Source organism: Porcipelethomonas ammoniilytica, from assembly GCF_025567485.1.
GTDB lineage: Bacteria > Bacillota > Clostridia > Oscillospirales > Ruminococcaceae > Porcipelethomonas > Porcipelethomonas ammoniilytica.
Window position 1 is genome coordinate 144,614 of record NZ_JAOQKH010000002.1, and the last position, 23,020, is coordinate 167,633.

The window sequence follows — 23,020 nt, forward strand, 5'->3', positions numbered from 1 at the left end:
TAATAAAATTGACGGGGGACTTTTCAATGTTTTTGACAGTAATTCTTAGTTTGTTATCTGTTATTATTATAATATTATCGTATATATTAGTGAAAACAGGCAAAGCTTCAGACAAAACACAATCGGCGGTCATACTTTGCGGATTTGCAGTTCAGTTAATAGCAGTTATAGCATCTTTTTTTGCCGGAAACGGTTTTACTGCAATGAGTATTGCGGTAATGGCGGCTGATCTGTTTATTGGTCTGCCGAAAATATTGTACGGGAAAATAACAAATAAGAAAATAATTTGCTTTATTGAAAATAATAAAAAATGGCTAACCGGAATAGCGGCAGGAACAGCAGCAGTACTGTTGTTTGAAGCGTTTATCTGTAATTTCGGAGCGTTTAATCTTATTATGCCGTCGTCGCCTAATGAAATGATACTGCCTTTATCACGTGCGACTGTAAACGGCAGTGCAAATTCTTCCGACGTTATTAGTGTAAATTCAGGAGAAACGGTATCTATAGAATTCAATAATGTAAATTATCAAATAAAAAATATTTACATTGATATTGAAAGCGAAAATTCTATAGGAGGAACAGTCAGAATATACAACAGCGACGAAACCAGTAAGGATATGAGGAATGTTTCTAATCTGGAGTATATTAACGGTAACGAATCAAGCAAATACATAGTATGCAGTTATTTCGGCGAGACGGGAAATATTAAATTTGAAGTTTCTGCTCAAGATAACAGTGTAGTGACAGTTAAAGGAATTTCTGTCAACAAGCCTATACCTTTTGACTTTTCCTGGCTGAGATTTTTTATTATTCTGGGATTTGTACTGTTCGCTGTAACGATTGCACTCTGTCCGTATATGAAAATATCATGCGGTCAGTCTAAAACCTTTAAATTGAGTGCGGCGGCAGTTACGCTTGTATTTGTTTCTGCGGCTGTTTGCCTTTTAGCGATAAGGGGAGACATGATTTTCAGCTTGTTTGACCATCCTGACACCAATCAGATGAATAAAGAATTGGTTGACGCTTTTGAAGCGGGACAGGTCAGTCTTCTTGAAACTCCATCGCAGGATATGCTGAATCTTGAAAATCCATATGATTTGTCAGAGAGAAGTGCGGCAGGAGTTTCATATCCTTGGGATCACCTGTTTTTTGATGGTAAGTATTATTCTTATTACGGTATAGGTACTGTATTAACACTGTTCTTACCGTATCATATGATTACAGGGAAGTACTTCCCGTCTCTTTGGGCGACGTTTATATATAGTATAATTGGTATTATATTTTTAAGTCTTGCATATTGTGCGTTTATGAAACGTCTGTTTCCTAAAATCCCCAATAGAACGGCTGTAAGCGGACTGGTAATCGTTCAGGCGTCGTCGTTTGTGTGGTATTGTATTACTATAGGTAATTTTTACGAGCTGGCACAGGTCAGCGGATTTGCATTTCTGATAGCCGGTATGTACTTTTTGCTTCGTTCCGGAGTTGTCGGCGAGGGAAAAATATCAAGACCCAATATTTGCGTGGCAACGATTCTTCTGTCCATAGCGGTACTATGCCGTGCGGCTTTGGCGCTTTATTGTATAGTTTCACTGTTGTTTATATATGCAGGAGTGAAGAAAATCGTCAAGACATCGGCAAATCCCACATTTAAGGCAAACAAAAAGCCTGTCATAACATTCCTGCTTGCGGCATTGATTCCTTTTGCACTGATAGGCTCTGTACAGATGATATATAATTATCTCAGGTTTGGTTCAATACTTGATTTTGGTATTTCTTATACACTTACCATTTATGATTATCAGCATATACAGTTCCATTTGCCGTTGGTATTTATAGCAATAATAAATTATTTGTTTACAGTACCAAAGGTTTCGTCAGTATTTCCGTTCGTGACAAGCAATTATGATTCGCTTTCGGTCAACGGATATTATTTCCTTGCAGGATTTAGTTCAGCGGGTATTATATTTCGTGCCATACCTGTTTTGGGATATATATTTGGCGGTAAAGCTTATAAAAGATCAAATAATCCTAACAGACGTCTGGCGGCAGTCATAATAGTTTCAGGGTGTATTTTAGTACCTCTTATACAGATGGCAATGATCTGGGAATACGGTTATACTCCGAGGTATGCTGTTGACTTTGCATGGCAGATGATATTTGGCGCATTTGCAGTACTTTTCTCGCTTTACGGTAAAATTAATTCAACAAATAAGCGGATTATTGATAAAATATTTTTAATTTCGGCAATTGTGTCAGTAATAATTAATTTTGCCCTGATTTATGAATTTGTGCTTGACTATGGAAACAGTCTGGGTGGAATTCCTATGGATATCAGGAGTGATATGGTTTCATTCGGAAGATTATTTGAATTCTGGAATATAATGTAAAATTAAAACCGACGGTAGATCCGTCGGTTTTTTAGTTTATTCTCTTATAAATTTCATTTACGGCAATTTGTATAAAATCCTCAATCATTTGCATAGTCAGAAAAGCCGGTTTTTCAAAATTGTTTTTATCTGAAAAGAAATTATCAATTATCCATTCCATACCGTCTTTCATTTCATTTGCCGTTATATAATCCCGTAAATAGCAGCCGTAAGATTTTTTCATCATTTCAACAGGATCGTTGATAAAATTTATATTTTTTGCCGCTAGAGTGTCGGCGCCGTTGACCTCTCTCATCATATAACCGAAAAAGCTTTTATCAGTCTGCAAAATACCGCTTTTTTCAGCCTCCTCAGCACACCGCAGACGAATTGTCCTCATAAACATTTCGTCTGTTATAAGGTGCGTCAGATAGCCTAAATAAAGCTCTTGGTTATCACCTTTATTACAGTATTCCTTTTGAAATTTGCCCAGACGCTTTTGAAATAATTTTAGATTTTCAGGCAGAATAAAATCCCAGTCGCTTATACCGTCCCTGAGATGCGTATGCTTTTTCATTTCACGCTGATAATTTTTTCGTGAATGAATACAGTCCGGCGCTACATTTCCAGCGTAGTATAGGGGAAGGTTCTTTATATTAAGCTCTTTAAAAGTTGCGTCTGCAACTGCCAGATGTACTATTACTCCGGCCATACTTTTCACCTCTGTAAAAAGCCCTGTGTTTACATACACAGGGCAATTATTTTATTTAGCATAGTCAACTGCACGGCTTTCACGAATCATATTAACCTTGATCTGACCCGGATAATCCATTTCATCTTCAATTTGTTTTGCAATATTTCTCGCAACAATTACCATACGTTCATCATTAATGATTTCTGGAGCAACCATAACTCTGACTTCACGTCCTGCCTGAACGGCATAACACTTGTCAACGCCTTCGTATGAAGTACAGATCTCTTCCAGCTTTTCAAGACGCTTTATGTAATTTTCATAATTTTCACTTCTTGCAGCAGGTCTTGCAGCAGAAATAGCGTCAGCTGCCTGAACGATACAGGCAATAACAGTTCTCGGTTCAACATCGTTGTGATGAGCTTCTATCGCATGGATAACTTCAGCGTTTTCCTTGTACTTACGGCAGACGTCAACGCCTATCTGAACATGAGAGCCTTCAATTTCTGCGGTAAGAGCCTTACCAATGTCGTGGAGAAGTCCCGCACGTCTTGCCAGGTTAGCGTCTACTCCCAGTTCTGAAGCCAGTATACCGGAAAGCTGCGCTACTTCAATTGAATGATTCAGTACATTCTGACGATAACTTGTACGGAATCTGAGACGTCCTATAAGCTTGACCAGCTCATGATTCATACCGTGTACATTAGTTTCCAGAATTGCTCTTTCGCCCTCTTGTTTAATTCTGTACTCAACCTCGCGTTTTGCCTTGTCAACCATTTCTTCAATACGTGTAGGATGGATTCGACCGTCGGCTATAAGCTTTTCAAGAGCGATCCTTGCCACTTCACGTCTGACATGATCAAAGCAGGAAAGCGTAATTGCTTCCGGGGTATCGTCAATAATAAGGTCGACGCCTGTAAGAGTTTCAAAGGTTCTGATGTTTCTTCCCTCACGTCCGATAATTCTTCCCTTCATCTCGTCGTTAGGAAGGGGAACTACGGATACAGTAGCCTCAGATACCTGATCAGCGGCACATTTAGCGATAGCAAGAGAAATATAGCTTCTTGCTTTTTCTTCACATTCGTCTTTTATCTGCTGTTCATATCCGGCAATTTTCAAAGCTTTTTCGTGCACCAAATCACCGTCAAGCATATCCAGAATATATTCCTTAGCCTGATCTCTTGTAAATTCTGAAATACGTTCAAGAATATCCATTTGACTTTTCTTGATTGTTTCAGCTTCCTTTAAATTTTCTTCAGCCTTTTTTATTTTGTTTTGAAGAGTTTCTTCCTTGCGTTCAAGATTATCATTCTTTTTATCAAGACTTTCTTCCTTTTGCTGAATTCTTCTTTCCTGGCGTGAAATTTCATAACGCCTGTCCTTAATTTCTTTTTCTGCATCGGAACGAAGCTTATGAATTTCGTCCTTAGCTTCAACTAAAGCTGTCTTTTTCTTGGATTCAGCTTCTTTATCAGCATCTGCCAGAATTTTCTCAGCTTCTTTTTCTGCGGAGCCCATTATTGACTCTGCCTGTTTTTGTCTGTAAGCAATTCCCTGACGGAAAAATATAACTCCGGAAACAGCTGCCCCGACTATCAATGCTGCTATGCAGCATATAATTGCAACAGTAGTATTCATTGCCCGCACATTACCTCCTTTAATATAGTTATAGAAATTGTACAATAACTGTATTACTCCGGCAGGATAATGTTGCCATAATCGTATTCATATTTTTTATTATTGAAAGCGGCACCGCATAATTATTGTCGTACAGATGAAGTCATAAGCCGCTGATTTTGCGGTGCTGCCTTAAGCATATCAAATGCAAGAATATAGTTTATCATGTCACTCGACGCACCCGGATTAACATTATATTTTTTTATTAATAAAAGTCCGGTCCGTTTAAAAATTATGATTTAATTACAGCCGCATAAAAAGCCGCAGTAATAATTGTGCAAAGTTATACAATATATTTATTTTATACTTTTTTAGAGAAATTGTCAAGAGAAATTTTGTTCTAATACTGTCTTAATATGCAGAATAAAAAAATAATGAAAAAAGAAGTGTGTTTTCAGCTTGTTTCTATGAAATTACGGTATAATTATCTGCTGCATTTTCTTTGGTAGCATACTCTGTAACATTTAAAACTTTTACTTTCAAAGGCTTTGAACCCATGTTGATTTCTATGATATCGCCTACTTTAACATCGTATGACGCACGGGCAATTTTATCGTTGACAACAATTTTACCGGCGTCACACGCTTCATTTGCAATTGTTCTGCGTTTGATCAGCCGTGTAATTTTAAGATATTTATCCAATCTCATATATTTTCTCCTTTAAACAAAAAAGGCAGAGAATACACTCTGCCTGAAGTTTACGTCAATTATGCGTTTACAGCATCCTTAAGTGCCTTGCCAGCCTTAAATGCAGGAGCCTTCTTTGCAGGAACGATGATTTTTTCGCCTGTTCTTGGATTCTTTGATTCTTTTTCCTTACGGTCACGAATTTCAAATGTTCCGAAACCTACAAGCTGAACCTTATCTCCGTTTGTAAGGGCTTCTGTAATTGATGAAATTACTGCTGCAAGTGCCTTTTCAGAATCCTTTTTGGAAAGTTCGCTCTTTTCTGCTATCTGTGTAATTAATTCTGCTTTTGTCATTATAAATTCCTCCATTTTTCTTTTGATTCCAAATCAAATATTTTGCTTTGCCTGACGCCAGAACACGTCAAGCTCATCTATGCTAAGAGCTTTCATATCAGCTCCGCTCAGCTTTACTAATTTTTCTGTCTCTGCAAATCTTTTTATAAATTTTTCCGATGCTTTTGTCAGTGCTTGTTCTGAATCTAATCCCAGATGCCTTGCAGTATTAACGCATGAAAACAGTAAATCTCCGAATTCTTCTTCAATATGTTCTGATTCGCCGCTTTTTACAGCCTCTTCTAGTTCGGCAGTTTCCAGTTTTATACATTCCAAAGCATCTTCAGTACATTTAAAATCCATACCTGCCCTCATAGCCCTCTTACCGAGCTTTTGAGCCCTCATAAGTGCCGGAAGGGACTTTGCAACGCTTTCCAGCGTATCGGTATAAGTTTTTTGTCCCTTAGTTTCTTTTTTTATGTTATCCCAGTTTTTCAGTACTTCGCCGGAATCGGAAACTGTCAGTTCTCCGAATACATGAGGATGCCTTACTATCAATTTTTTGCAGAGTTCATCGCATATATCATCGAATTCAAAATTATTCTTTTCTTTTTCGATCTGGCAGTGAAAAACGACTTGCAGCAGAACATCGCCCAGTTCCTCACGAAGCAAAGCAGTATCGTCAAGGTCTATAGCTTCTATAGCTTCGTAAACCTCTTCAATAAAATCATTTTTTATTGATTTATGCGTCTGTTCCATATCCCACGGACAGCCTGACGGACTGCGGAGAATTTTCATAATTTCAAGCAGATCGTCTAAGCCGTATGTTTCTTTAAACTTAAAGTCAGTCATATTTTCACCCGATTTCCAGTATTTTATTATAGTACCTCAAAATTTAATAAATTGCAATAGTTTTTTGCAAGTTTGGCAATTTTATTGAAATATGCGTATTTTTCTGCATCAAATCTGTTAATATTCTCAATTATTTTGCAGAAATATACCCATCGCTTATACCGGCAGCCTGATCCTTAAGCTGTGCGGTTCTAAGCTCAGCCATTACTCTCTGATAATAATAATGCAGTTTTTTCTTGCTTTCAGCTTCCTTAGGAATTGCATTAGGCGCAATTTCTGTTTTATATACTCCGCCTTTAGTAAGAAGATATACAAAATTTTTGCCAGCTGTTGGCATATCAAATTTTGTAGTTTTTTCACAGCAGTCAAGACATGCTGTCGCATTTTTAATAAAATCAAATGAAGCCTGTGCAACGCCTCTGTAACGTGCCGCAGCGTTTACATATTCGCCGCCCAGATTGAAATACAGGTTTGCAGCACCGTTTACGAAGCATACCAGTGTCGACAGAACAGTCGGCGACATTGGCATATCGATAACAGCGCCGTATACCTCGTCGTTTTTCAGTTCTTTTTTGAATGGTGATGCCGGAAATGTAAGAGCTTTGCCTCTTGATACAATATATTTCTGAGATGCAGTATATCTGTCCAGTATTGAACGTTTTTTAGCCATTTTTATTCTTTCCTTTCTGATATTAAATTAATCAAGTATTTCTTTTGTCATATTTCCGAGAATTTCTATTCCCTTTACGATCTGCTCGTCAGTCGGGGTTGAGAAATTCAAGCGGAAGGAATTTGTTTTATCTGTTTCATTTATCATAAATGCCGTACCCGGTACAACTGCGATTTTATAATCTCTTACGGCTCTTGTACAGAAATCCATCATATTGCTGTCCTCCGGAAGCGTTGCCCAGATAAACAAGCCGCCCTCAGGCTTTGAATAGCTGACTTTCTTTGAAAAATATTTATCCATATTTTCAAGCATAAGTCCGCATTTTTTCTTATAAATTTCACGAAGTCCCGCAAAATGCTCATCGAGATTACATTCTGACATAAAACGGTAACATAAAACCTGTGACCATATAGTAGTATGGACATCTGCAACTTGTTTGCAAACAATAATTTTCTGTATGATTTCCTTAGGACCGGATACATATCCGACTCTGAGTCCCGGAGCAAGTACCTTTGAAAAGGTTCCGGAATAAATAACTCTGCCTTCGGTATCCATGCTCTTGATTGACGGAATATGTTCTCCTGCAAATCTCAAATCTCCGTAAGGATTATCCTCAAGAATTACAGCGTCATACTTGCAAGCCAGTTCATACAGACCCTTTCTCTTTTCAAGAGTCATAGTATCCCCTGTAGGATTCTGGAAATTCGGAATAACATAGATCATTTTCTGTCCAGCTGAAGTTTTCAATACTTCTTCCAGAACGTCAAGCTTAATGCCGCCCTTTTCCATTTCTACTCCCTTGAGATTTACATTATAAGAACGGAAAGCGTTCAGCGAACCAATAAAGCTTGGTGATTCACAAATTAACGTATCGCCCTCGTTGCAAAGAATCTTACATGACAATTCATTTGCCTGCTGTGCGCCTGAAGTAATAATAAGATCATCGGTATCAGGATCAAAACAGCCTTTCTTTTCCAAATCTTCTTTCAGAAGATTTCTCAGCGGAGGATATCCTTCCGAAATACTGTACTGCAAAGCAAGAACGGGATCATTCTTTAGAATATCTGCTGAAATACGTGCAATTTCTTCTGTAGGGAAAGCCTCCGGCGCAGGATTTCCGGCTGCAAAGGAAATAACCTCCGGATCTGCCGTAAACTTCAGAATTTCTCTGATAGCAGACGCCTGAAGTCCTGAAACCTTATCTGAAAATTTATAGTTCATAAATTTTTTTCAACCTCGTTTCATATACAAAAATATAACTGCATATAATTATAACACACATTTGCACTAGTAGCAATATTTTTTTTAGTAAATTACAAAATCATTATGCATTTTAAACAAAATCAATGCTATTTTATTAAGCAATAAGGATATCAGAAAGGAGATAAATTTGAAAAAACAAAGCTTTCTGAAAGGTTCAGTTATACTTATTGCCTCTGCAATAATAGCAAAGGCAATAGGCGCTTTATTTAAAATTCCACTCACAAACATGCTGGGCGGAGTGGGAATGAGTTATTTCAGCTGTGCTTACGGACTGTTTCTTCCGGTCTATGCTCTCACTGCCACAGGGCTTACCACTGCTGTAGCTAAGCTTACTGCTGAAAGCTGTGCATTCGGAAATTATAGAAACGTAAAAAAAATACAGAAGGTTTCACTTCTTTTATTTTCCGCCGCAGGACTTGCCGGTACTGTAGCAGTAGCTCTTCTTGCAGGACCTTTTTCTGAAAAAATCGCCGCATGTCCTAAAGCCGAGCTATCCATACTGATGATTGCACCGTCGGTATTTTTCGGCTGCTTAACAGCCGTTTACCGAGGTTGCTGGGAGGGTATGCGAAACATGTACCCAACCGCAGTGTCACAGGTTATAGAAGCGTTAGTACGTCTTGCCGCAGGACTTGCTCTTTGTTCCTATGTTTTGACTAATCCTGACAAAGTTCTTACCCATTTTCCCGAAGGAACAGACATACTTGCCGTTGCTGCTGCCGCTTCCGTACTTGGCATAAGCTTATCTACTCTTGCCGGTACGCTTTTTCTTTACATACGAGGAACCGGACTGGAGAGTAATTCTCCGGAAATAGCATCAGGCAGTGAAGAAAGTACAAAATCAATAATAAAAGCAATTTTTAAAATACTTATTCCCGTAGCTCTCGGTTCAATTGTCACCAATCTTACTTCTCTCATTGACCTTGCCACAATAATTCGTTGTCTTGACAAATCCATTAAATCCGCTCCGGAATATCTTATAGGCAAATACGGTCTGAACGATATAGACCCAATTGAACTTTCAGAATTTATATACGGTTCATTTAACGGTCTTGCCGTTACCATTTTCAATCTTATACCATCAATTACCAACATGTTTGGCAAGGGAATACTTCCAAACATTGCGGAAAGCTGGGCCAAAAAGGACTCAGCCTCTGTAAAAAGGCTGTCGGAAAACGTTATAAAGGCAACTGCCTTTCTCGCCGTACCCTCTGGATTAGGCATAAGCTTTCTTGCAAAACCGATACTTCTCTTCCTTTTTCCCAACCGTGTACAGGAATGTTTAGTTTCAGAAGAAAGTCTGATATTTCTTGGGGTCGGAGTAATATTCCTTGCACTATCATTTCCTCTGTTCAGTTGTCTGCAAGCGATCGGCAGAGCGGACGCACCCGTAAAGCTTATGCTTATAGGAGTAGCGGTAAAGCTTGCAGGAAATCTTTTATTAATACCGATTCCGGAAATAAATGTATCAGGTGCGGCGATATCAACACTGCTATGTTATTTTGTAATATTTGTTTTATCAATTTTGGTTTACTCAAAAGCCGCCGGAGTTAAAATACGCATTTTAAAATCACTTATGCCAGCGGTCATATCAGGACTATTCTGTGCGTTAACGGCATGGAGTGTGTATCCGCATATACCGCTCGTTAATAGGTATGCATTACCGATTGCGGTGTGTGCTGGCGGTGCGGTATATTTGATTGTGTCAAAGCTTACGGGAAATGGGGAAAATAGGAATTAACAGATTAGAAGTTAAAGTAAAAAATTAAAAGTTTCGATCAAACCTTTTCAAAGGTTTGCGGAATCCAAAGGCGGAGCCTTTGGTCGCCCTCCGCAGAGGGCGAAAGTCCTTGCCTCAGAGGCGCATTTACGGGGGGTGAATTTTAAAACAGTCCGGTGGACTGTTTTAAAAGAGGGGACGCTTTGCAAGTGAAAGCGTCCCCTTATCTTCTGCTTTAAATATAATTTTTAAATATTTTCGACAAAACCGTCACTTTTGTTACTCATACCGTTACATTATACGGCTTACAATTTGCTTGAAATTAGTATAAAATTAAAATGTAACGGAAACCATACAAAAAAGGAGAATGAAAAGTGAACTGTTTAGGAGATAGAATACGCTATATAAGACATAAACGAGATTTAACAATAGATCAATTAGCTGAATTAACCGGCTTAAGTTATGGTTCTATTCGTAAATATGAACATTCTGAACGATATCCCAACACTGATTCATTAATAAAAATATGTAATATTTTAAAAGTAACACCTGATTATTTACTTCAAGATGAAATATATTATAATTTAATTTCAAATAAAAGTAAATTATTTCAAGAAATAGATAGTTTTGAACCAACAAAATATAATCTAGTGGAGCAATTTGTTTACATGATAAAAGCGATAAAAATTTAATATTACTTTATTTTAGTTAAACTAAAAGCAATAACTTCATCAACAGTAGGTATCTTATTTTTTCTAGGTACACTTTGTGCATATAAATTAGGGTCTTGATATGCAAATTTTATAGCTTTTTCTATTTCTTTTTTTACGCTTTTTATTGATACTCCATTTTTTTGAGCTATTATTTTATAAATATTTTTATTCATAAATTTTGTCTCCTTTTATAACATTTTTTTACTCTTACCGATACTAAATATATCATATATAAATTGAATATTTTGTCAAAATGTGTAAGTGAAATAGTATTTTTTTACTTTTGAATGCTTAACCGTTACATTTTGTATCTTAATTTTATAGCTAACAACATATACAATTAATGTAACAGGTTCAATAGAAGGAGTAATTTTATGAATAATTTTGGAACAAGATTAAGAAAAGTTAGATTAGACAAAGGTATAACAATGGAAAAGCTTGCAGAACTGGCTGATACCACAGAAATTGCTATTCGTTCTTATGAAAAAAGCAGACGTTATCCAAATTCGGTTATGTTAATTAAATTATGCAATGCATTAAAGGTAACACCTAATTATTTATTGCAAGATGAAATAAAATATAATCTAATAGAAGATAGAAATGAGATAATTGAAACTATAGATGGTCTTACTCCTAAACAACTTGAATTTACAAAAAATATGCTTGTTCATGTAAAAGATATATAAAATTAGGGGACGCTTTCACTTGCAAAGCGTCCCCTCTTTTAAAACAGTCCACAGGACTGTTTTAAAATTCACCCCCGTAAATGCGCCCCTACGGCAAAAGACTTTCGCCCTCTGCGGAGGGCGACCAAAGGCTCTGCCTTTGGATTCCGCAAACCTTTGAAAAGGTTTGATCGAAACTTTTATTTCTGCGGAGAGCAATTTCCGCAAGCTGAGCGTAAGTGCCCTACGGGTAAAAAAGCTTGACTAAAACTTCTAATTTTTATAAAAATCCTTCATGACATTTCTTTTTTCGGTTTCTCATTTTCTCTTATTTTTTCATTCACCAGAGTATATATAATCGATACTATCGGTACTCCCAGAATCATTCCCAGAACGCCTCCCAGTCCGCCGCCGACCGTAATAGCAAACAATACCCATAGCGCCGGCAGTCCGATTGAATTTCCCACAACCTTTGGATAAATCAGGTTAGAATCAATCTGCTGGATAATAATTATAAATACAACAAACCATACGGCTCTTATCGGGTTTACAAGAAGCAGTATCAGCGCACATGGGATAGTACCCAGAATCGGACCTGCAATAGGTATCATGTTTGTTATACCAATTATAACGCTGATAAGCGGAGCGTAGTCAAAGCCGAATATCGTCATGCCGATAAAACATAATATGCCTAAAATGACCGCTTCCATAAGCTGTCCGCTTATAAAGTTTGAAAAGGTATCATAAGCAATTTTTATAATTCTTTCGAATTTATCATATTTGCTGCCTTTTATAATAAGTTTGGTAATAGATTTTGCATTCTTCTTGAGACTTTGCTTGTCAAGCAAAATATATATTGAAAAAACAATTCCCACAACAACGTCTATAGTTCCATTAATTATACCGGAAGTAATATCGTAGGTTTTGCTTAATACCGTCGGTATATATTCGGTTATGCTTGACAGCTTGTTCTGTATCTTTTCCATTATCTCGTTAATATCAATTTTATCGTCTAAGAATGAATGGATATTGAATTTGTTTGATTCAATAAAATTTGCAAAATTATTAGCGTAATCGCTGAAATTGTCTCTGAACAGAGTTATACTGTTTGATATCTGCGGTACAATAAACCAAATGATACCGACTAATATGGCGATAGTAAGAAGATATGTCGTCAGACACGCCGCAATAAAAGGCGGTTTTCCCGATACCAAATGGATCTTTCTGCCGTGCTTTTTGTTTCTGAATGAATTTTTTATCATTGCAAAAAGACGTCTGTAACGGACGTGAAAAAAATTCAGAGGACGGTTGAGAGCAAAAGCGATCACGCATCCGATTGTGATCGGACGGAAAATATTCATAATAGCCGAAACTACCGCAAAAAATCCCTCATATCGCATTATAATAAATGCGACAATAATCAGTACAGTACCGCTGAATACGATGGTTTTGGCAAGTCGGTTGTTTTTGAAAGAAAATTTTTTCTGCATAAACGCCCTCCGTATTTTCCTTATTCTGCCGTTTTTATTCTCATAGATATATCAAAACATTTAACTGAATGGGTGAGCGCTCCCAATGAAATAATGTCGACCCCTGTCAGAGCAGTTTCACGAAGGTTATCAAGAGTAATATTTCCGGAAGCTTCAAGCTTTGCGCGTCCGGCGGTGATTTCAACTGCTTTTTTCATATCCTCCGTACTCATATTGTCAAGCATTATAATTTCACAGCCGCAGTCAAGAGCCTCTTTTAGTTCCTCAAAGGTACGCACCTCTACTTCAATTTTAAGCATGTGTCCGGCTTTTTCACGAAGCGCTCTGACAGCGGCTGTGATAGAACCGTAAGCGTCGATATGATTGTCTTTGAGCATGGCTCCGTCTGAGAGGTTAAAACGGTGATTTCTTCCTCCGCCTACTGTTACGGCATATTTTTGTAAGGCTCTTAGTCCCGGCAAGGTTTTTCTGGTATCGGTAATTTTAGCGTTAGTTCCCTCAGCCAGCCTGACGCATTTGTTTGCAGCGGTAGCGATGCCTGACATATGCTGAAGCAGGTTTAATGCGGTGCGTTCGCCCTTGAGCAGGGTTTTGGTACTGCCCTTTAAATTGGCGATGACATCGCCTTTTTTTACTTGAGTACCGTCCTTTAAAAGAATTTCCGTTTCAACATTTCCGCCTGCAAGCTCAAATACTCTTGCGGCAATGTCAATACCGCAGAGAACTCCGCTGTCCTTGGCGATAAAATAAGCGCTGCTCTGATGACTGTCATCAATAAGATTATCTGTAGTTACGTCGATATAATTAATATCTTCGAATAAAGCCGTATTAATAATATTGTCAATATAAATCTGGTTAAGCATATTTTTTATCCTTTCAAATTACTTCCTTTAAAATCAGATAAGCTACTGTAGCAAGCGATTTTGCCTCAATGTAATCCGGATTAATTAAATAGTTACCGGTTGTCAAATCAGATTTGATTTCTTTTATACGTTCAAAGCCTTCAACGGCAGCTTTTTTGTCGGGAATAACAAAATAGCTTTGCTGCATTATGCGGCGGATTTCTGTTCTGAAGCCATGAGGAATCGGAACGGCGTCTTTATGTATTTCAAATTCGTAATTTTCAAATTCCTTAGGCATATCAGCCGACTTCTCAGCAATATCAGAAGCCGCACGTCTTGAGAATACCAGAGCTTCTAGCAGAGAATTGCTTGCAAGACGATTGTTGCCGTGTACGCCTGTGTGAGAGCATTCTCCCGCCGCATAAAGATTTTCAATTTTTGTTCTTGCGTAATTATCCACATTAATTCCGCCCATAAGATAGTGCTGACATGGGAACACAGGAATTTTATCCTTGGTAAGATCATAACCTTGCTTAAGCAGATTTTTGTAAATCATAGGGAAACGGTTTTTAAGGAATTCGGGATCTTTTCTTGAAATGTCGAGATAAAAATCATTGGAATTAAGCTTTCGGCTTTCCAGAATTATTGCATGGGAAACAACGTCTCTGGGAGCAAGTTCAAGTCTGTCGTCGTAATTATGCATAAACCGTTCGCCGTTTTTGTTGAGCAGATATGCGCCCTCGCCTCTTACAGCTTCGGAAATAAGGAAACACTCCCTTGTGTGCTTGTTGTTGAAAGCTGTGGGATGGAATTGAACAAGGCTCAGATTTTTAATGTCCGCACCCATTTCATAAGCGAATGTAATACCGTCTCCGGTAGCGATAGCGGAATTTGTAGTGTATTCATAAACTCTTCCGATTCCGCCTGTTGCAAGAATCATATAATGGCAGTTGACGCTTTGGCGTTTTTCCTCTTTCCATGTATCGACAGAAAATCCTGTAGAGGTTTTTTTTATTCCGCATAAATAGGTATTTTCCATAATGTCAACATTAGGCAGAGTTTTTACCTTGTCCAGCAGTCTTGAGACAATTTCAAAGCCTGTAGCGTCCTTGTGGTGAAAAATTCTGTGGCGGCAGTGTCCGCCCTCAAGTGTTCTGTGGAGATTTCCGTCGGGAGTTCTGTCAAAGTCAACACCCAGATCAATAAGCGTTTGAATGTCCTGAGCGGCTTCGGAAACAAGAATATGAACGTTTTCAGTATTGTTTTTAAAACCGCCTGCGATCATAGTATCATTCTGGTGGAGTTGAATATTATCATTCGGCGAATCGTATACACCTGCAATACCGCCCTGTGCAAGGGCAGAGTTGCAAAGCAGCAAATCACGCTTTGACAGTATCAGTATTTTAAGCTCGGACGGAAGATTAATAGCTGCATAAAGTCCGGCAGTACCGCTTCCGGCAATAATTACGTCATAATTTTTCGGCATATGAATCCCAATCTTTCTGTAAAATTTTTACTATTTTCAGTATTTCGGAATTTTTTTATACTTATTCCATTATAACATTTATCCTGATTTATGTCATTATTAAAATTTACTAAAAATTTTCCATATTCTCACTGTTTATAGCAACATTTAGTTTATTTATAAAAAAATAATACACAAAATATCGTTATAAACAGTTCAAGCAGAACTGAATTTTATCAGTTCTGCTTGCTTTTGTTATATTTATTAGAAAAAAATATAGTTAAAACAGGATTCGATTTTATTATATTAATACTTACTATATTTGCATTCAATAAAATAAATTATGCTCTTTATTGCGGTAAGCAATCATCGTCAGACCTTATATAAAGAGATTTTAGAAACATTCCTGCATGGCGGTCGACCCATTGAGTTGTGTCATTTTCATAAGTGTATAGTAAAACCTGATCCGTATCGTTGTCTATATCCATGATGGTTCCGTAAAGGAATTCGCCTGTATCCATGACCAGATATAAATCAACACCTGTATATAAATGTCCTGTTGCACGAAGCCATGTATATTGGGTAGGTTCAGTTTTCTCCTGTAATTCTGTGGGTTCTGTTTGTAAAATCACAGTTGTTGTCGTTTCTGCTTTAGTTTCCGCTCTAGAGGTTTTTGGCAATTCAGTTTCAGCGTCAGCTTCGGTTTCGGTTACTTTGACTGACACAGCTGTCGAAGCTAAAGTAATGCTTTCTTTTTTTGAAACCGCAGTTGTTGAAAGTTCTGTAATAACGGCTGCTTGTTTGGACTCCTTTTTGTTTTCAAGGTATAAATTATATTCATTGGTATGAAAACTGTTAAATGCAGTAAACAATGCAAAGGCAAGTATTGTGAAGATAAATCCGGTAATTATTTCAATAGCATGCTTATTTTTAGAACTCGACTTTTTTTCAATAATTAAAGCTGCAATAACAGCCAAAATTTCCAAAACAGCTATAATTGTGCAAATTACCGCATTAATAATATTATCATACTTATATTCTTTAAAAGCGTTATTAGTATATACAATTATACCCAGCAAAGAAATAATCAACGGAATATAAATCAAACCCACAGCTATAATCTTTTTGGCGATTTTTCCGCTTCTAAATCCAGGAAGACTGTTAAAAAATCCTTTTTTAGTATCAGTCATTATCAATCCCCGAAAGATATTCCTAAATTTTTAGCGGTTTTAACAAGCTGATCGGACGGATCCACAAATTTTGTTTTTCCTGCGATATCTTCAAGCTTATTTGCTGTAATTTTTCCGCCGATTTTTGCAACAGTTCTGCCGTATTTTTCCTGGGAAATAAGTTTTGCGGCGTGTACTCCGAACTGAGTTGCAAGGATTCTGTCATAAGCGCTTGGACTACCGCCTCTGAGCATATGTCCGGGAACGCAGGTTCTGGTTTCAAGTCCGGTTTTTGATTGGATCTGTGCGGCTATTCTATTTGTAGCGGTAGTGATTCCCGCTTCAGCACGAAGTCTTGCACGTTCTTTCTTTTTAAGCTGAGCTTCGTTGTGGTCAAACACACCTTCTGCAACGGCGACGATCGAGAAATTCTTACCGCTTTCGCTTCTTTTCAGTACAGATTCGCATACCTTATCAATGTCATAAGGAATTTCAGGAATAAGAATAATGTCGGCGCCTCCTGCGATTCCGGCGTTCAAGGTAAGCCAGCCGGCCTTGTTGCCCATGATCTCGCAAAGAAGAATTCTTGAATGACTGTTTGCGGTGGTGTGAAGTCTGTCTAGAGCGTCTGTGGCAATGTCAACGGCGGTATGGAAACCGAAGGTTACATCAGTTCCGTAAATGTCGTTGTCTATAGTTTTCGGCAGGCCGATTACGTTGAGTCCTTCGTCTGAGAGCAGACGTGAAGTTTTATGTGTACCGTTGCCGCCGAGAGTAAGGAGACAGTCAAGCTTTTGTTTTTTGTAGGTTTCTTTCATGTTTTTTACTTTGTCCACATTATCGTCGCCGATGACCTGCATCATTTTAAACGGCTGACGTTTTGTGCCTAAAATAGTACCGCCTCTTGTGAGAATACCGGAGAATTCTTCCGGCTTCATATCACGGCAGATATTGTTTATAAGACCGTAATACCCCTCGGCAATTCCTACGATTTCTACATTATCCTCGCCCATCATTTCATAGCATGCCTTTGCAACGCCTCTGATGGTTGCGTTAAGTCCGGGACAGTCTCCGCCGCTTGTAAGAATACCAATACGCTTTTTCATTTTTACCTCCCAGCCGCTTATTATTTAGGCGAACGGCACGCCGTAAATTTATTTTGTTGAAAACATATAACAGATTAATAGTATTATACCAATTTTTATTGAAAATGTCAACAATGACAGTTTGATTTAACATATTTTTTAAAAAGTTTAATACTCAAATCTTTTTTTATTTTTCACTTAATATACACATTTATGAATTATAATATAGCTGTAAATTCATGATAATATAAAAGGATTAAAGGAGAATGACGTATGTATAAAATTCTTGTTGTTGACGATGAAGTAAATATCAGACGAGTTGTCAGAGAGTATGCGGAATTTGAGGGCTATGAAGTTGCCGAAGCGGAAAACGGTATGGAAGCCGTTGAAATGGTAAAGTCCGAAGATTTCGACCTTATTGTAATGGATATAATGATGCCCAAGCTGGACGGCTTTTCGACCTGCAAGGAAATAAAGAAATATAAAACGATACCGGTCATCATGCTTTCTGCAAGAGGTGAAGAATATGATAAGCTTTTCGGCTTTGAGCTTGGAATTGACGATTATGTTGTAAAGCCTTTTTCTCCTAAGGAGCTTATGGCAAGAATAAAGGCTGTACTGAAAAGAAACAACGTTTCAGAATCGACTGTACCGGAAAAGCTTGTTTTTGAGGGTCTTGAAATTGATATTGCCGGACGCGAAGTTTATGTTGACGGTGAAAAAGCTTCGATGACGCCGAAAGAGTATGATTTGCTTTTTTATCTGGTAAAAAATAAAAATCTTGCCCTGACAAGGGACAAGCTTCTGGAGGAAGTCTGGGGATATGACTTTTTCGGTGATGACAGAACTGTAGATACTCATATTAAAATGCTGAGAAACAGTCTGGGACAATACAGAAAATTTATTGTTACATTGAGAGGAATGGGATATAAATTTGAATACGTCCAAAATTAAAAATGCCGTAAGCCTTAGATTTAAAGTATGGGAATACTTCATGTTTTTTACGGCTGTAGTATTTATAATGCTGTGGTTTTTTCAGATTGTTTTTCTTGAAAACTTTTATGAAAAAATGAAGATTTCCGATGTAAAGCTTTCGGCGAAAAAAATAGTTGATGAATACGGTGATGACGATTACGGCAGAACGCTTACAACAATTGCTATTTCAAATGATTTATGTATTGAAATTGTGGACAAATACGGCAGAGTCATTTATACAAAGGATACTCTGGGCAAAAGCTGCCTTATACACAGTCCTGATTCCATGAAAGGAGAATTTTTAAACAAGCTGAAGGAAAGCGGTAAAAAAGAAATATATTTTAAGGAATATAACAGTGCAATAAGCAATGATATGCTGGTATTCGCTGTGGTAATAGGCAGTGCCGACTCTCCTGAAGGGTATGTACTCATCAATACTCCGCTTGTACCCGTAGGCTCCACTGCGTCAATAATAAAACGTCAGCTTCTTATTATAACAATTTATCTTATTATTCTCAGTATTGTAATTTCATTTTTTATGGCTAGAAAAATAGCCGAACCGATTGTAAAAATTACTAAGTCAGCTGAAAAAATGGCTGCCGGAAATTACAGTATAAAATTTGAGGGAGGAGACTACCTTGAAATTCAGCGGCTTGCAAGTACGCTTACTTATGCCGGTCAGCAGATCTCAAAGGTCGACGCTATGCAGCGCGATCTTATAGCAAATGTTTCCCACGATCTTAGAACTCCTCTTACCATGCTTAAGGCTTACGCTGAAATGATCAGGGATTTGTCAGGAGATAATCCTCAGAAAAGAAACGAACATCTTGAAATAATAATTGAAGAAACGGACCGTCTGGCACAGCTTGTAAACGACATGCTTGACCTTTCAAAGCTTGAGGACGGTAATCAGGAGCTTAATTATACTGAATTCAATATAAGAATCCTTCTTGAGGATATAGTTGCAAGATATGAAGGAATTTCCAAAAAATCCGATTATCATATTTCATTTGAACCTGACGGGGACGCAATAGTACGCTGCGATATAATAAAGATTCAGCAGGTTATTTACAATCTGATTAATAATGCCGTTAATTATACCGGTGAGGACAAGCAGATTTTCATAAAACAGAAAAATTCAGCGGATTGCGTCCGTATAGAAGTATCGGATACCGGAGAGGGAATTGCTCCTGAAAAGATAAAGCTTATCTTTGATAAATATTACCGTTCGGAAAATCATAAGAGGGAAGTAGTGGGGACAGGACTGGGACTTTCAATCGTAAAAGCTATTCTTAAGAAGCATGAATATAATTTCGGAGTTTACAGCGTTGTAGGAAAGGGTTCTACATTCTGGTTTGAAATTAAGGATATTGTAAAGCCGGAACAGTCTGAAAGCGTGGAAGACAGTAAGAAAACAGAGCATAAATTTTACAGTAAACGGTTTTCCGAGAAAAAATATGACAAAAAAGATAATAATCAGACAAAACAGAAATAATCATATTGTTTCAGAGTTTTTTCAAGGACTTTTCACAAAGATTTCACACTGGAATTATATAATATGACCATACTCGTAAATGAGTATAAACATTTCGATTTAACGTTTACCCCAGCGTTAAATTAAAATCCCCAATAATCCCTATATCATGGCAAAAGGCTTCCGTAAGGAAGCCTTTTGTTTGTTAAAAGAAGAAAAAGTAATGTGCTGCATAATTTCTTATGCAGCACATTACTTTTATAGTTGATTTAAATATAATAGTTTTAATGATTGCATGTTTCTACAAAAAATTTACACATCTTATAATACAATAAAAATACAGAGTTTTTAAGCAGGAGGTTAAAAAGAAATGTCTGTAAAGATTATAAATGAAGATAATAAAGTGATTGCATTATTATCCGGTGAAATTGACCATCATAACGCAAAATCCCTTCGTCAGGATATAGACTTTTCTCTTCGTGAAAATCAGCCGGAAGAGCTTATTATGGATTTTTCTGAAGTGGGATTTATGGACAGCTCAGGAATCGGACTGGTTATGGGCAGGTATAAGCTGATGCAGGAAATCGGAGGAAACTTAGTTGTCAGAAATCCTCCCCCTCATATAAAAAAGGTTATGAGACTTTCCGGAATTGACCGTTTAGCGTCAATCTGCAATGTGTGAGGAGGCGAAAAAATGAAGATTGTAAACGAAATGAAAATAAGTTTTAAAAGCAAATCGGAAAATGAAGGCTTTGCCAGAACGGCAGTTTGTGCTTTTGCAGCATTTCTTGACCCGGGGATCGAGGATATTGCCGATTTAAGAACTGCCGTTTCAGAAGCAGTTACCAATTGTATAGTTCATGCTTACAGAGGTACGGAAGGAATAATTGAAATAACTGCAAGAATACTTAACGATAATGAAATATACATAAGAATTAAGGATAAGGGCTGCGGAATTCCGGACGTTAAACGCGCTATGGAACCGCTGTATACTACTGCTCCCTGTGAAGAGAGAGCCGGATTGGGATTTGCCGTTATGGAAAGTTTTATGGACAAGCTGACAGTTAAAAGTACTGTGGGAAAAGGTACTGTAGTAACAATGAGAAAAAAGCTGGGGGCGGCAAATGAATAAGCCTTTGCCGGAAGAGAATCTGGGACTGGTTCATCTTTGCGCTAACCGTTTCAGAGGAAGGGGTATAGAATATGATGATTTATATTCTGCCGGCTGTATAGGTCTTCTTAAAGCTGCGGAGGCTTTTGACTGTGAAAGAGGCGTTAAGTTTTCGACCTATGCCGTACCGGTCATTCTGGGGGAAATCAAACGTCTTTTCCGTGACGGAGGAACGGTTAAGGTAAGCAGAAGCCTGAAAGAGCTGTCTTTGAAAGCGGTACGTGTCAGAGATGAAATGTCAAAGGAGCTTGGGCGTGAGCCTACATTGTCTGAACTTGGTAAAAAGCTGGATACTGACGAGTGTGCCATTGCAGAGGCATTGTCGGTCAGTTTACCTCCAGTTTCTCTTACTGACAGCTCCGAAGAGGGCGGCGGACAGATAGATGTTGCCGCACCGTCGCCGGATATAGAAATCGGAGATACTGTTGCTTTGCGTCAGGTTCTGGAAATGATGGAGCCAAAAGATCGTGAACTTATATTTTTGCGGTATTATAAGAATTTTACTCAGTCGGCAGCCGCACAAAAGCTTGGTATGACTCAGGTTCAGGTATCAAGGCGTGAGAAAAAGCTGCTCACGTTTATGCGTGAGCAGCTGATGAAGTAATTTTACTGTTTCTTTATTTGTGCAGAAAGCTTGTCTATTTTTTTCTTGATATCTTCATTTCTTGTCAGATTGTATGCTATACTGTAGTAGTATATAGATTCTTCCGGACGGGCATTGTGTTCAACACAGTATTCGCCCAGAGAGTATGCCATGTTGATTACGACCTGACTTGGACCGTGGTGAAGATTATATTTTTCAAAAGCTTTCAGAATATCTTCTTTGGAAGGAGGTGTAATTGGTTTTTTGGTAAGCATGCTTATATGCTGCAATTCGCCTTTTATATTATCATTCGGAACGTAAAGCATACTGTTATAATAGAAGCATACAGCTGAATCATAATCCTTGATATCAATACAGTAATATCCAAGATTGCAGTAGCATCTAGCGATATCTGCCGGAGTGGAAGCGATTTTAAGTGTTTCTTTTACGCACTCAAAAAGCTTTTCAGGATTGCGGAGAACTTTATAGCATTCAGCCATTTCAAAACGGGGTCCGGTGTTCACAGGATTATATTTGATTGCCTTTTCGAGAACCCTTACCGCTTCTTCAGGCTTTTTCATTTCAACAAGGATATATCCGTAAAAGGCAAGATAAGTGCAGAAATCAAAAGGAGTTCTTTCATACTGCTTTTCCGGCTTATAAAGTTCTACGAAAAGGTATTCGTCAAAACGGTTTCTGAATGAATATTTTTTAGTTTTTTCCGTGTGGTCAAAGTATGTATCAGCTTGTTTTTCAATTTTACTCATCAGCTCGGCGGCTTCGTCGAGCTTTCTGTTTTTAAAAAGGTTATTTACTTCATTGTACGCCTGATCAATTCTTTTGTCGCCTATAAACATAGCGTTATGCAGCGCTTCTTTTTTATCGTCAGGCAGAAGATCGAACGTCATGTCGCTGAGTATGCGGAGGATTTCTTCCGAATTTTCATGGTTTCTGTACTTCATTGCCTGATCATGAAGATAATTTGCGTCATGGGAGGCGTTTCCGGTAAGTCCTTTCTTAATTTCCTCTATAATATCATTTACCATTATTTTTCTCCTAACATAAATATAATAATTTTATTATACTACATTTTGAATAAAAAATCAATAGAAAAGTGTTGAAAAACTGGAGATAATTTTCATAGTATTTAATTTTTTCAGTTTTTGAGTATTTTTGACTTTAATTAA

General features: G+C 37.7%; 23 protein-coding genes. 9 read left to right on the plus strand and 14 right to left on the minus strand.

Going from position 1 to position 23,020, the window contains the following annotated elements:
• Window positions 1–26 precede the first annotated feature (26 nt).
• Window positions 27–2,387 carry a hypothetical protein gene (locus tag OCV67_RS02265; RefSeq protein ID WP_147642239.1) on the plus strand — a complete coding sequence of 787 codons (2,361 nt, stop codon included), beginning with the start codon at window positions 27–29 and terminating at the stop codon, window positions 2,385–2,387.
• A gap of 31 nt (window positions 2,388–2,418) precedes the next feature.
• On the opposite strand, the gene OCV67_RS02270 is transcribed toward OCV67_RS02265, so the two are convergent.
• The 7 genes from OCV67_RS02270 to OCV67_RS02300 all read right to left on the minus strand — a co-directional run bounded on the left by OCV67_RS02270 (window position 2,419) and on the right by OCV67_RS02300 (window position 8,439).
• On the minus strand, window positions 2,419–3,078 hold the full coding sequence (locus OCV67_RS02270) for a zinc dependent phospholipase C family protein (protein WP_147642240.1): 660 nt from the start codon (window positions 3,076–3,078) through the stop codon (window positions 2,419–2,421).
• Between the two features lie 51 nt (window positions 3,079–3,129).
• The gene (gene rny / locus OCV67_RS02275) at window positions 3,130–4,695 is read right to left on the minus strand and encodes a ribonuclease Y (protein WP_147642241.1); all 1,566 of its coding nucleotides are present in this window, start codon (window positions 4,693–4,695) and stop codon (window positions 3,130–3,132) included.
• A 444-nt stretch (window positions 4,696–5,139) separates the two neighbouring features.
• Window positions 5,140–5,382 carry an RNA-binding S4 domain-containing protein gene (locus OCV67_RS02280; protein ID WP_147642242.1) on the minus strand — a complete coding sequence of 81 codons (243 nt, stop codon included), beginning with the start codon at window positions 5,380–5,382 and terminating at the stop codon, window positions 5,140–5,142.
• A 59-nt stretch (window positions 5,383–5,441) separates the two neighbouring features.
• Window positions 5,442–5,717 carry an HU family DNA-binding protein gene (locus OCV67_RS02285; protein WP_147642243.1) on the minus strand — a complete coding sequence of 92 codons (276 nt, stop codon included), beginning with the start codon at window positions 5,715–5,717 and terminating at the stop codon, window positions 5,442–5,444.
• Between the two features lie 33 nt (window positions 5,718–5,750).
• Complete coding sequence (gene mazG / locus OCV67_RS02290) at window positions 5,751–6,548, minus strand: nucleoside triphosphate pyrophosphohydrolase (protein WP_147642244.1); 798 nt, start codon at window positions 6,546–6,548, stop codon at window positions 5,751–5,753.
• A gap of 130 nt (window positions 6,549–6,678) precedes the next feature.
• Window positions 6,679–7,218, minus strand: coding sequence for a hypothetical protein (locus OCV67_RS02295; protein ID WP_147642245.1), 540 nt, complete (start codon window positions 7,216–7,218; stop codon window positions 6,679–6,681).
• 27 nt (window positions 7,219–7,245) lie between these two features.
• Window positions 7,246–8,439: an aminotransferase-like domain-containing protein gene (locus OCV67_RS02300; protein WP_147642246.1), complete on the minus strand. Its 1,194-nt coding sequence runs from the start codon at window positions 8,437–8,439 to the stop codon at window positions 7,246–7,248.
• 169 nt (window positions 8,440–8,608) lie between these two features.
• Here OCV67_RS02300 and OCV67_RS02305 point away from each other — a divergent pair, with 169 nt between their 5' ends.
• Window positions 8,609–10,222 carry a lipid II flippase MurJ gene (locus OCV67_RS02305; RefSeq protein WP_178084962.1) on the plus strand — a complete coding sequence of 538 codons (1,614 nt, stop codon included), beginning with the start codon at window positions 8,609–8,611 and terminating at the stop codon, window positions 10,220–10,222.
• A 353-nt stretch (window positions 10,223–10,575) separates the two neighbouring features.
• Entirely contained in the window at window positions 10,576–10,893 is a 318-nt protein-coding gene (locus tag OCV67_RS02310; RefSeq protein WP_147642248.1) for a helix-turn-helix domain-containing protein, read from the plus strand.
• 2 nt (window positions 10,894–10,895) lie between these two features.
• Here the strand turns inward: OCV67_RS02310 and OCV67_RS02315 are convergent, their stop codons facing one another.
• A complete protein-coding gene (locus OCV67_RS02315; RefSeq protein ID WP_147642249.1) occupies window positions 10,896–11,087 on the minus strand; it encodes a sporulation initiation factor Spo0A C-terminal domain-containing protein in 192 nt (63 codons plus the stop codon).
• 201 nt (window positions 11,088–11,288) lie between these two features.
• Here OCV67_RS02315 and OCV67_RS02320 point away from each other — a divergent pair, with 201 nt between their 5' ends.
• Window positions 11,289–11,600, plus strand: a complete 312-nt coding sequence (locus OCV67_RS02320; protein ID WP_147642250.1) for a helix-turn-helix domain-containing protein — start codon at window positions 11,289–11,291, stop codon at window positions 11,598–11,600.
• A 272-nt stretch (window positions 11,601–11,872) separates the two neighbouring features.
• Here the strand turns inward: OCV67_RS02320 and OCV67_RS02325 are convergent, their stop codons facing one another.
• From OCV67_RS02325 to OCV67_RS02345, 5 genes are all read right to left on the minus strand, one after another.
• Entirely contained in the window at window positions 11,873–13,069 is a 1,197-nt protein-coding gene (locus OCV67_RS02325) for an AI-2E family transporter (RefSeq protein ID WP_147642251.1), read from the minus strand.
• A gap of 20 nt (window positions 13,070–13,089) precedes the next feature.
• A complete protein-coding gene (nadC, locus tag OCV67_RS02330) occupies window positions 13,090–13,932 on the minus strand; it encodes a carboxylating nicotinate-nucleotide diphosphorylase (protein ID WP_147642252.1) in 843 nt (280 codons plus the stop codon).
• 13 nt (window positions 13,933–13,945) lie between these two features.
• Window positions 13,946–15,397 carry an L-aspartate oxidase gene (locus tag OCV67_RS02335; RefSeq protein ID WP_147642253.1) on the minus strand — a complete coding sequence of 484 codons (1,452 nt, stop codon included), beginning with the start codon at window positions 15,395–15,397 and terminating at the stop codon, window positions 13,946–13,948.
• 329 nt (window positions 15,398–15,726) lie between these two features.
• Window positions 15,727–16,566 (minus strand): hypothetical protein, encoded by an 840-nt coding sequence (locus OCV67_RS02340; protein ID WP_147642254.1) that lies wholly within the window; start codon window positions 16,564–16,566, stop codon window positions 15,727–15,729.
• A gap of 2 nt (window positions 16,567–16,568) precedes the next feature.
• A complete protein-coding gene (locus OCV67_RS02345) occupies window positions 16,569–17,651 on the minus strand; it encodes a 6-phosphofructokinase (protein WP_147642255.1) in 1,083 nt (360 codons plus the stop codon).
• Between the two features lie 252 nt (window positions 17,652–17,903).
• On the opposite strand from OCV67_RS02345, the gene OCV67_RS02350 reads away from it, so the two are divergent.
• From OCV67_RS02350 to OCV67_RS02370, 5 genes are all read left to right on the plus strand, one after another.
• On the plus strand, window positions 17,904–18,584 hold the full coding sequence (locus tag OCV67_RS02350) for a response regulator transcription factor (protein WP_147642256.1): 681 nt from the start codon (window positions 17,904–17,906) through the stop codon (window positions 18,582–18,584).
• On the plus strand, window positions 18,565–20,100 hold the full coding sequence (locus OCV67_RS02355; protein WP_262644194.1) for a sensor histidine kinase: 1,536 nt from the start codon (window positions 18,565–18,567) through the stop codon (window positions 20,098–20,100). The genes OCV67_RS02350 and OCV67_RS02355 overlap by 20 nt, the downstream gene beginning before the upstream one ends.
• Before the next feature lie 349 nt (window positions 20,101–20,449).
• The gene (locus OCV67_RS02360; protein ID WP_147642257.1) at window positions 20,450–20,761 is read left to right on the plus strand and encodes an STAS domain-containing protein; all 312 of its coding nucleotides are present in this window, start codon (window positions 20,450–20,452) and stop codon (window positions 20,759–20,761) included.
• 12 nt (window positions 20,762–20,773) lie between these two features.
• Window positions 20,774–21,211, plus strand: a complete 438-nt coding sequence (gene spoIIAB / locus OCV67_RS02365) for an anti-sigma F factor (RefSeq protein ID WP_147642258.1) — start codon at window positions 20,774–20,776, stop codon at window positions 21,209–21,211.
• On the plus strand, window positions 21,204–21,854 hold the full coding sequence (locus OCV67_RS02370) for a sigma-70 family RNA polymerase sigma factor (RefSeq protein ID WP_147642259.1): 651 nt from the start codon (window positions 21,204–21,206) through the stop codon (window positions 21,852–21,854). The genes spoIIAB and OCV67_RS02370 overlap by 8 nt, the downstream gene beginning before the upstream one ends.
• Window positions 21,855–21,856: 2 nt before the next feature.
• Here OCV67_RS02370 and OCV67_RS02375 read toward each other — a convergent pair whose 3' ends face one another.
• Complete coding sequence (locus tag OCV67_RS02375; RefSeq protein ID WP_147642260.1) at window positions 21,857–22,879, minus strand: tetratricopeptide repeat protein; 1,023 nt, start codon at window positions 22,877–22,879, stop codon at window positions 21,857–21,859.
• Window positions 22,880–23,020 lie beyond the last annotated feature (141 nt).